We start from the raw sequence: 12,251 nt of genomic DNA, 5'->3' as shown, positions 1-12,251 counted from the left end.
GTCGATAGATGAGAAGAATAAGCCAGGCAGATCTAGTTTTGTTTGAATTCGCCGGTAGCACGCAGCTCTACTTCATCGGCCACTGTTTTTGAAGCAAGTGATGTGCCTACTTTGAAATCCTGCCGGTCAATTTTTGTTGTGACTTTAATTCCCAGGATTTGTTTCTTGCTTCGCTCATCGATATTTGGCCCGAGTAAAGTGACATCCATAGTAACGGGTTTGGTGGTGCCTTTTATGGTCAGGTTACCTGTCATTTTATATTTGTTCCCACTCACTTTGCTGAAGGATGTGCTTTTGAATACGAGGATGGGGAACTTTGTTGTATCAAAAAAACTATCGCCTTTCAAATGTCCGTCCCGCATTTCGTTTTCTGTATTAATGCTTGCGGTTTCAGCGCTCATTTCAAAGACCGCGTCCGAAAAATCGGGTTTGGAAGTGGTGATGCTGGCGTCGAATTTTTTGAAGTAACCATCTACCTCCGATATCAGGTTATGGGTTACCGTAAAACCTGCCTTTGCATGGGCTTTATCCAGTGACCAGCTTTGGGGAAAGCCCAGGAAGGGCAGTAAAATAAATGCGAGTACCGGGATTGTCTTTTTCATGGTTCCTGATCTTTTGATTTAAAAACGATATGTAAACTCTGGTTGAACTGTTTAGGTATATAATTACTGGTGGGCAGGATAACTGCTGTATTTGATTGCTGCGTCCAGTATTTGGTTTGTTACAGCAAGCTCATTTTCATCGCGCGGAGAGTAAATCAGCATGTAAGTCCTGGCTACCTTGTCTTCTCCATTTGCAAGGCCGTGCAGTTCTCCCCATCCTTTATCGATTACCTCTTTCGTGTCGCTCGGGCTGATAATCAGGTGCATGGATCCGTCAAATGCATGGATGTGGCCAATTTCCGCGTGAGAAATACCCACAACGGTCTGGTTCCCTTTGGCAGGATCTGCCAGGAAAATGCCGGGGCTGTGCTTTTCCAGATACGAGTTTCTATAAATCAGCTGACCGTGCGAACCTTCTACTGCTGTATCAAATAATTCAGTCTGTTTTTTTCTGATCTGCTCCGTATTATGCTGGTTGGTCTGGCGGTGCGGTACCGCGAACGGAGCAATGGATGGTTTTGAGCCCAGGCGTTTTGGTAAATTTTTCAATGAAGCCAAATCCCCTTTTTTACCGATATATGGAGTAATCCTGCTTACATCCAGCGGATCCTTCATTGCCATACCTATCTTTTTTACAGTCCGGTAGCCTTCGGGCGTGTGAGGTAACCCACCAATGCCCAGGGCAACCCAGGCCAGATAATCCTGATATTCTGCCGGAGTAAGACTTTTTTGGATATCGGAATTAACCGCAGCCTGTATTTTGACCGGATCATTTACCGCCTGAATGGTATCAGTATCTGGTTTCTGAGCAGAAACGAGAATGGCCATAAAAAAACAAAGGATTGAGATAATCGGGAACGTTTTCATCGCTGCAACAACTGTTGATTGGTTTCAAATGTTGTTACAAAGTAAACGCTCCCTGAAGTGTTGCAGTTAGTACTTTTTACAGGTATGATAGCACTTTCCTCGATACGCCACAAACCTGTGGCTGCTTACAAAATAATGGACTTACGAAATTCAGAAGGGGTGGTTTGGGTATGTTTCTTGAAAAAGCGGTTGAAGTAGGAAAGATTTTCAAAGCCCAGCCGGTAGGCAATTTCAGCAACTTGTAACGAGGTATGGATCAGGTAAGCCTTCGCTTCCAGCAAAAGCTTTTCTTGTATGATCACAGAGGCCGTTTGCCCAGTCACCTTTTTAACTGAGGAATTCAAATAGTTCGGATTCACGTTCATCATTTCGGCAAGTGCTGACACGGACGGCATGACGGTTTGCTGCCCGGCTCCGAGCTGTACAATATAAGATTCGAGATGTTTCCGGAACAAATTGTAGAGCAAACGGTTTTCTTTTGTTTTTTCGGTCAGCGTACCGGTGTTGGCGAGGTAAATTCGTTTTATTTTATGCAGATAAACGGTGAGGAGCTTCCTGAGCATCTCTATTTTATCGGGGCTGGCCGAATCGATTTCCTCAATCATTTCATCTGAAAGCAGTTTCAGGGTTAAGGCCTGCTGATCTGTGATTGGAAGTGGAAAAGCGGTGTCAGCAGTGAAATAGGGGTACATGTTTTCATATCCGGGACGGACAGTATCCAATGGCAGAAAGTCTTTCGAGAAATAAATGACATTACCATAAAGCTTCCCTGACCGGCTCCATGATTCCAGTTTTCCCGGGTAGCTGAAAATAAGGGTATTCGCGCCAATCTCTGTTTTTTTATTTTCCTGAACATGAAAAAGATTTTCGGAGGTCAAATGAATGAGCCGGTAAAAGTTGGTCCTGCAAAGAGGCATGGTCATCAGCCGCTTGTCTGGCTGATCCTGCAAACGCATACACATGATGTCATTATCAACAGGTTTTCCAAGTCCATAGACTCTGAAAAAATCTGAGATTGAATTTAATAGGGGTATGTGTTCAGTAGTTTCTGCCATACCGGCAAAATACTGGATTTCTCTCTGTAAATCTCATTGAATGATGATTTTAAAATCTTGTAGAAAAATGGTTGAGTCTAATAAAATCGAGAAAATAGGTGAAACAGTATTGTTCCGGATTATGTTGGGGTTTGTCCTCCTGTCGGAGAAACCTACCATTATGAAATTACCGTTTACGCTGTTAATACCAGTACTTTGGGATGAATAGCCGCTGCTCGCCCGGCAGAAGTAAAAGAGGCCGTTGCTTCAAAAACTTTGGCATCATCTATCCTTCTAGTTCCCGCAGGAAACTAGTGTTTATAACACAAACAAAATCAGACATTTATTGATAACCGTAATCACAATAATTTTTATGACAAGTATATCTCAAGCGCAGACTTTTAGCTTAAGCAGTAAAGATTTAGATGGTCAAATCACCATGACTACTTGTGTATGGAAAACAATAAATGTCTGATTATTCCCAAATCGAGATTTTTGATTTAAGAGTTTTTGACCAGGGAATCTTACCCCGGAAGTGTTTTATTTTGCTATATTTGTTTGTTAATCAATTATTTCTCATCGATTGCAATGTCGGATTATATGTGATCACGATTTCCGTATTCCTGAGTCTGTGTGCCTATTTTAGCATCCGATATACCTGTCAGTAAAGCCGGTGTTTTTTGATTTGAAGGGGCAAGCAGCAACTATGCCTGCTACGGAATGCCCGGTTTAGTTTCATTGCTTGTTGTCTGGTTTTCTTTAGGGTATTTCGACCAGAGGCTTGAACTAAGACTAACTCAAAGTATGGATGGAGAATTTGGACAGCAGATCATAGGATTACGTAGCAGAATGATGAGTTTGTGAAAGCTCTTGAATTTGATGTATTTGCTATTCAGTAATTTGATTTTTTATGACCTAGATTGTCTTATTGAGATAGACAAAGGATTAGAAATTTCTTCGGTACTAAATTTTTTAACAACAAACTATGAAATTCATTACTCTTTTTTTGCTTGTTAGCCTGCAAGCATTCGCGCAAAAAGCGGATCGTATCGGATTGCTTAACGAAAAGCGCGCAAGCTGTGAGAGAATTATAGCTGAGTTCTCGGGAAAGCCCGAAAGCCTGGATTTGTTGATTAAGGAAGGGCGGGAGGGGCTGAAAATTGCAAATGAAAAGGACTACGAGTACATATATGCCTTTCATCAGGCTATGGGGACGGGATACTATTATAAGCAGGATTTTAAATCTGCAAAAGAGCATTTTGAGCAATCGTATGCTGTTGCCGTTACGGGGAAAATGATCGATAAAAGTTTGAAACCTCTCGGTAATCTGATATCGATAAATTATTATATGGGGCTTAGTAAAGATGCAGATGGAGCTGCGGAAAAACTGAAACATAGCCTGCCAGATATTATTGATCCAAAAATAAAAGCGGATGCCTACTTCAATTTGGGAATGTATAACCAGCAACAAAAGTTTTATTACGGAACGGCTCTTGAAAATTTTTTAAAGAGTATTGAGTTGTACAGGCCGATAATAGATACGACAAAAATCGTCAAGCTTAAAACGGATTATGCTGCCCGGTTAATGATGGTAGCGGAGGTTTACCTTCAGTTGAAACAACCGCAGAAGGCGCTTCAATATTTAAACGAGACCAAACCATTTTTGGGTTTGGCGCTTATTATGGATATATCCATTTATGGTAAATATGTGAGGAGTTATGCATTATTAAAAAACAAAGAGGAGGCTCTGAAATATTATAATTTGTTGCATGAGACAGCTGCAAAAACAAATGGAAACTGGTCTGAGCTGGTATCTTCCAGCTTGATTATGTCGACTTTGTCTCTGGAGGGAAAGGAATATTTACAGGCGAAATTTTACCTGGATAAGGCTGATATACAGGCCAGGAAGGATAACAAGGAAATTATGACGTCCAGTGTCAATTTGAGCTATGGGGACTATTACAAGAGTTTAAAAGACTATAAAAATGCTGCCAAGTATTACAAAATTTCCGAGCCTGGCTCTGCTTTGTATAATAAAGAGCAGTACCTGGAGTTATTGAAGTCTTTAACTGCTGTCGAAATCATGTCTGGAGACCCGAAAGATGCCGGGGCGTATTTTGACAAATACATCTCCCTTTCCGACTCGCTTACCAATCAGAAAATTTCGCTGAACCTGGCTGAAATGGAGGCTATGTTTCAAAACAAGAACAAGCAATTGCAAATTGATGCCCAAAATGTAGAATTAACCTATGCCAAAAAGCAAAGTTTTTGGCTAATTGGAGGTATTCTACTCACGTTACTCGTTGTCACGTTACTAATTGTCATTTACAGAAATAAAAAGCGTACAGCCGATCTGCTTCATGAACAGAATAGAAAACTCACACAGCTCAACAATGATCTGGAAGAAGCCAATCAGACAAAGGCAAAGCTTTTCGGGATCATCAGCCATGACCTTAGGTCTCCAATAAATCAGGTTTATCAGTTTTTGAAGTTACAACAGCTTAATCCGAATTTGTTGAACGAAAATCAAAAAATTGAGCTTGGCAATAAAATCCAAACAGCCACTGGATCTCTTTTAGAAACGATGGAAGAATTATTATTGTGGTCCAAAAGCCAGATGAATCAGTTTAAGACTGACATTCGACCAGTTGATCTTAAGGTGGTCCTGGACCAAAGTCTTCAACTTTTAGAGCTTAATATAGATGCGAAAAAGGTGAAGATCCAAAATGAGATATTACAATCCACATTTGTGAAAGCCGATCTTTACTATCTGCAAACTGTCGTCAGGAATTTATTGCAAAATGCTATTAAAGCTTCGTGGATCGAGGGTGTTGTTGATATAGAATATGTTGAAAATAAGCAAGAAACCACACTTTCCATTCGAAACTCCGGAGCCCCTTTCACGCAGGAGCAATACGAGCAAATATTAGCCAGTACCGAAAATGGTCTTTCCGGCATGGGGTTGAAACTGGTTGATGAGCTTTCCCGAAAAACAGGGGTCTCGATTAATTTTGAAAATAAAAAAGGTGATTCCACCCAAGTGAATTTGAGGTTTTCTATAAGTTGAGCTTACTACAAATAAGAGAATGGTGGCAGAGTTTTTCGGTTACCCGATTGCATTTGATCATATAATTTTCTAACATAATTGATACCAAAGTTATAGGAGCGAATTTGAATTGATAGTGGCAGACATGGTAGCTTTTTACTATATTGGTGCCAGTTATCAACTACCGAAATGAGCTCCGCATTTATTCCAATTCGTTATATTGCCATTGACGACAGTCCGCTGGATCTTCTGGCCATCGAAGAATATATGAGACCGTATCCGTTTTTTTTAAATTGCGGTTATTTTTCAAATGCTTTGGAAGGCTATGGAGCCCAACAATATATAAAACCAGATCTGATATTCCTTGATATTGAAATGCCGGAGATCAACGGGATGGATCTGTTGAGAAAAGTCCGTAACGAGGTACCCATGATCGTTGTCGTTACTTCCCATCCGGAATTTGCATTGGAAGGATTTGAGCTTTCAGTACTTGACTATATCCTTAAACCGCTTACCGAATCACGTATGAAAGATACCGTTCGCAGAGTGCAGGAGTATTGGGCGATGAAACAAAAAGCTGAGGCCTATGAGGTGCTTCTTGAAGAAGATACATTAGTTATTAAAGAAGGATATAATCAGGTGAAACTTGCTCAAAGTGATATTATTTACATAGAAGCTATGCAAGATTACACTAAAATAGTAACAGCCAAAAAGAACTATGTTACCTTGTCGTCAATCACATTCTTTATGGAAAGGCTATCTCCTGAGCGGTTTTTGAGAGTCCATCGGAGCTATGCAGTTGCGGTTAGCCAGATACAGGAACTGCGTCAAACGGAAATAATTTGTCAAAATGCCAGTATACCGGTCGGGAAGACCTACCGCTCGTCCGTTTCCCGATTGAAGATATAAAGAGCAAAATCTGTCTCGTTTTTTCTTACGGTATCTCATTGTATGTCTATTAAGGTTGCTGAGAGTTTTTTCTGTTTGCAGTTCCCGGTTAATTGAAGCTGATTAGAATGTAGCAGAAGGCGGATCGTCAAAAGAGTTGAAAACTTACTGTGGGACCAATACATATTCGTTGATGCTGTTTCCCGTTTTCCTGCTTTCGGTGGTTCGTTTTAATTTGAGCTGATCCTTCGTGGCTTCGGTAATGTAAAACTCAATGTTGCCGGTTGATTCGCTTGGTGGGGGAACCAGATTTTCTAAAATAAGCCGTTGATTATCGGTTGAAAGTGACCAGCTTCCAACTGTTTTTCTACCATCCAGATCAATAAATGTTACCTGATCTGTCAAAGTCAGATCCAGTCTGAACATGGAATAGCTGGGACGCGCATTATTGGCAGCGCCTTGCTGATATACCACCGCACCATTTTGAGTAACTGTTATGGCTTTCCAGACCTTTCTTATTTGGAGCGGTTCCGGTTGCTTTGGCTCGCAGGCAGCCATAAGAAAACTTGTGGCCAGAAATATTTTAATTAATGATCTCATTTCGAATTAGTTTTGAGGTGAGAGAATCGCTATTTTTTGTTTGGTTACCTGATTTTTTTCCTCCAAAACCACGAAGTAAATTCCAGGGGTAAGCTGTTGTAAATCCGTTTGGGAAATCTGTGAAATTTCAAATTCTTTAATTTTTGAGCCATTTATGTTAAAGATTTTTACCGAGGCTCTGCCGGGTTTTATTCTTGCAATATGCAGCACTTTGTTGTACGCATAAACGAGATTGCTCTTTTGCACAGGTTCTGTGCCTGTTATAATAGATGACCCTTTTACATTGGCAAGGTCGCTGTATGTGGACCCCCCGGCTGCGTTAACAGCCTTTATCCGGTAATAGTAATCCTGAACTTCCAGTATTTCCCTGTCGGCGAATCTGGTGATTGAGGCTGTCTGTGTGCCAATCTCGACAAAATCTGTATCAGGTTTCCTGGAACGCTCTATTACCACGTCTGTGGCGTTTATTGATACCGGGTCCCAGGTGAGCTGCACCAGGTCGAAATCTATCGGGGTCGCTGTCAGGTTTTTTGGCTTATCCGGAATCGGTGCTTTGGGTGTTGTTGCATCGACTATGTTGGTATAGGCTGAGGAACCAATTGCGTTGAGGGCTTTTATCCGGAAAAAGTATTTGGTCAGTTGATTCAGGCCTGTGTTTTGATATGCGGTAGCATTGGCAGCAACACCCGCGATTTTGCTGAAATTAGTCCCATCCGTTGATCGCTCAATATCGAAGCCAGCCTCGTTTCCCGACTTGTCTGTCCATGTCAGGTCAATTTGTTGAAATGAAATAGCGGTTGCACTTAGCGCTTCCGGTGCATTGGGCAGCACATCCCGGGTTGTGGCGTTGGCAACATCGGAATAAGCAGAAGGGTTAACGCTGTTTTTCGCCCGCACCCGGTACCAATATCTTGTTGCAGGAAGGAGTCCTGTACTTTGATAGGCTGTAATATTGGGTCCGACTTCGCCTGCTTTATCAAAGGTTGTACCATCGGTAGATCGTTCAATTTCAAAAGTTGTTTCATTGGCAGAATTATCTTTCCAGCCCAGATCAATCTGACTACTGGAGATCATGGTTGCCGTAAGGCTGGAAGGCGCAATGGGTGGTACATCGAAGGTTGTCGTTTCTGCAATATTAGAATAGGGAGAGTAACCAATCGCATTTTTTGCCCGCAGCCGGTACCGGTATTTTGTAAGTGTAGTAAGGTTAGTATTTTGATAGTTGGTTACGTTAGCTCCCAAGTCGGCTATTTTGGAAAAGCTGGCTCCATCAGAGGATATTTCGAGTTCATATCCTGTTTCGGTTCCATAGGTTCCGGAAATATCAGTCCAGCTGACGTTGATCTGTGTGTTGGAAGCCGGCGTTGCTGTAAGATTTTGAGGTGCATCCGGCGCAACATCTTTGGTGGTGGCATCGGCTACGTTGGTGTAGGGAGAACCACCCTGTGAATTTTTAGACCTGACCCTGAACCAGTATTTGGTATTTGGGATAAGTCCTGTACTCTGGAAAGTGCTGGCATTGGCACTGGTATCACCCACTTTTGTGAAATTAGAACCATCGACGGATCTTTCAATTTCGAAACCAGACTCATTCGCGGAATTATCTGTCCAGTTCAGATCAATCTGGCTGCTGGAAACAGTTGTGGCGGTCAGCGCGGAAGGAGCTGCCGGGGGTATATCCAGGGTAGTCGCCTCTGCAACATTGGAATATCCTGAGTTGCCGATCGTATTTTTCGCCCTGACCCGGTACCAGTATTTTGTCAGCGTGGAAAGCCCCGTATTTTCATAGGAAGTCACATTTGCACCCAGGTCGGCGATTTTGGAAAAACTATTTCCATCTGCTGACCTCTCTATCTCAAATCCTGTTTCGTTTCCGGAGTTGTCTATCCAGTTTAGATTAATCCGGATATTGGAAATTGGTGTCGCGGACAAATTTTGAGGCACAGCAGGGGCAACATCTCTTGTGGTTGCATTGGCCGTGTTGGAATAACCAGAGGTACCCCCGTTGTTTTTTGCACGGATCCGATACCAATATTGGGTGTTCGGACTTAATCCGGAGCTTGAATACGAGGTGGTATTTGCAGCAGCGTCCGCAATTTTGGAAAAGTTAGTGCCATCCTGGGAACGTTCCAGTTCAAATCCGGTTTCGTTGTTCGAATTATCTGCCCAGTTTAGGTTTATCTGGTTTTCACTGGCTGCTGTGGCCGTTAAGTTGACCGGTACTGTTGGCGGATCAGGATTGGTTATGGCGTCGGCCACATTGGTATACCCACTGGATCCTACCGCATTTACAGCTCTGACCTTGTAATAATAACGTGTTTCAGCTGCCAGGCCTGAGTTAACGTATTGGGAAATATTGGCTGCAGTAGTAGCTATTTTTACAAAATTTACATTATCGGTACTCCGCTCTATTTCAAACCCGGTTTCGTTGTTAGAGCCGTCAATCCAATTGAGTTGGATCTGAAATGTTGGATCCAGAGATCGGGCAATCAGTGCACTTGGAGCAGCAGGTGCCGTTTGCTGGGTAGTGGCACAGGCAACATTGGAGTACCCGGAATCTTTTCCACTTGTTCTGGCTTTGATTCTGTAACAGTACTGTGTTGAGGGTGACACGCCATTGTCGGTAAAAGTTGTAAAGTCGGCCGTTGAAGTACCAACCTGAGAAAAAGAGCCGCCAGAACCAGTAGAACGCTCTACAATGATCGTTTCACCACTGTCTTTGCCGCCATATCTTGTCCAGGTAATTTGTATACTATTGGGGCTGGTTGCTGTGGCATTCAGGCCTTGTGGGATAGGAATTGCATCGGTAGTACCACACGCAATATTTGAGTAGGCCGATTCGCCGAACGTATTTTTCCCTTTTACCCTGTAACAATACTGTGTTGCTGGGTTCAGGTTCGGGTCGGTGTACTGTGGATTCGATTGTGATGGCTGAGAACCTAATGTCCCGATGGCGTTAAAACTATTTCCTCCATCAGCAGAGCGTTCTATAATAAAATTGACGCTTGTCTTTAAGTCTGAGTCAATCCATGTGATGATAATATAAGTTGTTGATTTTGAATCAACAGTCAGGCTTCTTGGCAGTTTGGGAGAACTTCCCTGTGAAAAGCCTTTTGTCCCGGTAAAAAGAAGTGTCATCAGGATAAGACCTGTCAGAATTTTTCGATATGTTTTCATTTTATGTTCACTTCAATGGTGGAATATTTTAACGCCACTGAACACCAACTAGGTCAGTAGGGGCACTTTCGCGTTTATCGGTCCCAACGACTACAATGCTATAATGGTAAGCAATGCCCGGCGTGGCATATTTGTCTATGAATTCGGCTTGCTGGCCTGCAACGCTTCCTATGACTTTGGGTGCAATGGTTTTCTCGGTATAGCGATACACTACAATTTTGTCCGGTACATCAAACGGGGTATCCCAGGCAACTCTAACCCCTTTGTTCGTGGCCATGACGTTCAATCCACGTACAGACAGTACAGGAGGTAAGGATTTAAAGTAGGTAATTTCAGTACTGAAAGCACTCAGCTTTTTATTCATACCGTATGCCCTGATCCGGTAGTTATATTGCTGCCCTGGTTTTACGGTCAGGTCTTCATAGTTATTCCGCGATTTATCGTCTATCGTTTGTCGATAAATCTCTTTAAAGACTTTTTCATCGTCCGCCTTACGCTCCACGATATACCCCAGTATGTAGGGGTCAATGGTTCTCATATTCTCCCAGACAAGAAGTGCACGTCCTTCCTGATAAAGCATTTCCGGGTTGAGTGGGGCAGCCAGCCGGTCCGGATACCTGGGTTGAGAATAAACGGGTTCACTCATCGGGCCAACATTATAGCTGGTGTTAATTGCGGCAACTGCCCATCGGTATCCTACTCCAATTGCTAATCTTTTGATTGGTACCTGATAATTCATCGTCAGACCGGACGCTAAGATGATATCGGAGTATAGTTTAAGAGAATCCGACTGACTATTGGAGAAATAGAGATAATAGCCGCGTGTGTCAAAATCAGCTGATTGCCACCGGAAGTACAACGTGTCATTTGATTCGGTCAGTGTAAAATGTGCGGGCGAAAGTAAAGCAGGGCGATTGGCTTTAAGCATACCCGATACCCGGACGGACTGAGAAGACCTGTCGTATGTTCCATTTAGTCTGATCTGGTAATAATATCCCCTGACCGGCTCAACAACGTTATCGTAAAATACTGTATCCGTGGCTGAGGCTGTGCCTATGGATTTGTATTCCGAATCGAATTGTTCGCTTCGCCAGATTTCAATGCCTTGCAAGTCCCTGGTTGAGGATAATTTCCATGCTACACGAATGGCACTACTGACTTCTTCTGAGGAAGTTTTGATGCTGTATATGGTCGGCAATGCTTCCTGAGGACGTAAATTGGTGATGGTGATGGTATCGGAAGCATTACTTTCGTTTCCCAGGAAATCTTTCAGGAAAACGATGTAGCTGTACAGCATTTTCCGCCGGGCGTTGTGGTCTGTTATTTCCAGAAACAACGAGTCTTTATCCCCTTTTCTGAAACGCCATTCGGCTGGGCATTCGGAGAAACCGGTTTGTGCATAACTGGCCCTCAGTATCCTTGCTCCTGCAATGTCAGGTCTTGCTTTTTTTATGTGGTATTTAATTTTCACTTCGTTTCCATTGGTGCTGTAACTGACTGATTTTATAGTGGTTGTCAGTCCTGATCCCGGGACGCTAACCGTGGGTGGGTTATGGTAGACGGCACCAGCCGATGTTCTCAGCGGGCTAATGCGGTAGTCGTAACGGCGGCCCTGCATAACCTCCGTGTCTAAGAAACCAAGACCCAGAGCTTCCAGGTATTGCGGATTATATGCATAAGTTCCAAGCGAATCCACAGAGGATATGCTGTGATAACGTCCATAGAGTAATTGCGTCAGCGAATCGTTGGGAAGTTCGTACAACGGGTTTTTACGGGTCAGGATTGCAAGACGAGCTGTCAGATCCTGGGCACTCTGAGGCGGCTTGTCGGTCGTGCAAACAGGTTTCCAATCAGGCTTTGTTGTGTTATTTGCACCGATAAGGAGCCGCTCCACAACATACTGAGGGCCATGTAACAATTTTTCAAACTGGATAAACACGCCGTATGGACCGGCAGTTACCTGTGCTTGCTGCGCCAGCCCCCTGGAAGTCAGGGAAAATGAGCAAATAACAATGATATAGAAAGATGCTTTCATTT

General features: G+C 43.1%; 8 protein-coding genes. 2 read left to right on the top strand and 6 right to left on the bottom strand.

Features of this window, described 5'->3' with window-relative positions; all coding sequences use genetic code 11:
• Positions 1-32: 32 nt before the first annotated feature.
• The 3 genes from FDK13_RS07210 to FDK13_RS07200 form a co-directional block, all read right to left on the bottom strand.
• Positions 33-602 (bottom strand): YceI family protein, encoded by a 570-nt coding sequence (locus tag FDK13_RS07210; protein WP_137339331.1) that lies wholly within the window; start codon positions 600-602, stop codon positions 33-35.
• A gap of 63 nt (positions 603-665) precedes the next feature.
• The gene (locus FDK13_RS07205; protein WP_137339330.1) at positions 666-1,430 is read right to left on the bottom strand and encodes a luciferase domain-containing protein; all 765 of its coding nucleotides are present in this window, start codon (positions 1,428-1,430) and stop codon (positions 666-668) included.
• A 164-nt stretch (positions 1,431-1,594) separates the two neighbouring features.
• On the bottom strand, positions 1,595-2,524 hold the full coding sequence (locus FDK13_RS07200) for a helix-turn-helix domain-containing protein (protein WP_137339329.1): 930 nt from the start codon (positions 2,522-2,524) through the stop codon (positions 1,595-1,597).
• Between the two features lie 964 nt (positions 2,525-3,488).
• On the opposite strand from FDK13_RS07200, the gene FDK13_RS07195 reads away from it, so the two are divergent.
• On the top strand, positions 3,489-5,570 hold the full coding sequence (locus tag FDK13_RS07195) for a tetratricopeptide repeat-containing sensor histidine kinase (RefSeq protein WP_137339328.1): 2,082 nt from the start codon (positions 3,489-3,491) through the stop codon (positions 5,568-5,570).
• Between the two features lie 168 nt (positions 5,571-5,738).
• The gene (locus tag FDK13_RS07190) at positions 5,739-6,458 is read left to right on the top strand and encodes a LytR/AlgR family response regulator transcription factor (protein ID WP_137339327.1); all 720 of its coding nucleotides are present in this window, start codon (positions 5,739-5,741) and stop codon (positions 6,456-6,458) included.
• 144 nt (positions 6,459-6,602) lie between these two features.
• Here FDK13_RS07190 and FDK13_RS07185 read toward each other — a convergent pair whose 3' ends face one another.
• Genes FDK13_RS07185 through FDK13_RS07175 form a run of 3 tightly spaced genes read right to left on the bottom strand, consistent with a single transcriptional unit; the run spans position 6,603 to position 12,249 of the window.
• Positions 6,603-7,037: a hypothetical protein gene (locus FDK13_RS07185; RefSeq protein ID WP_137339326.1), complete on the bottom strand. Its 435-nt coding sequence runs from the start codon at positions 7,035-7,037 to the stop codon at positions 6,603-6,605.
• Positions 7,038-7,043: 6 nt separating this feature from the next.
• Positions 7,044-10,214 (bottom strand): fibronectin type III domain-containing protein, encoded by a 3,171-nt coding sequence (locus tag FDK13_RS07180; protein ID WP_137339325.1) that lies wholly within the window; start codon positions 10,212-10,214, stop codon positions 7,044-7,046.
• 28 nt (positions 10,215-10,242) lie between these two features.
• The gene (locus FDK13_RS07175) at positions 10,243-12,249 is read right to left on the bottom strand and encodes a fibronectin type III domain-containing protein (RefSeq protein ID WP_137339324.1); all 2,007 of its coding nucleotides are present in this window, start codon (positions 12,247-12,249) and stop codon (positions 10,243-10,245) included.
• Between the last annotated feature and the right edge of the window lie 2 nt (positions 12,250-12,251).

Source organism: Dyadobacter frigoris (genome assembly GCF_005280585.1).
Taxonomy (GTDB): Bacteria; Bacteroidota; Bacteroidia; order Cytophagales; family Spirosomataceae; genus Dyadobacter; species Dyadobacter frigoris.
The sequence above is the reverse complement of the archived record's forward strand: the minus strand, read 5'-3'. Positions and strand labels throughout refer to the sequence as shown.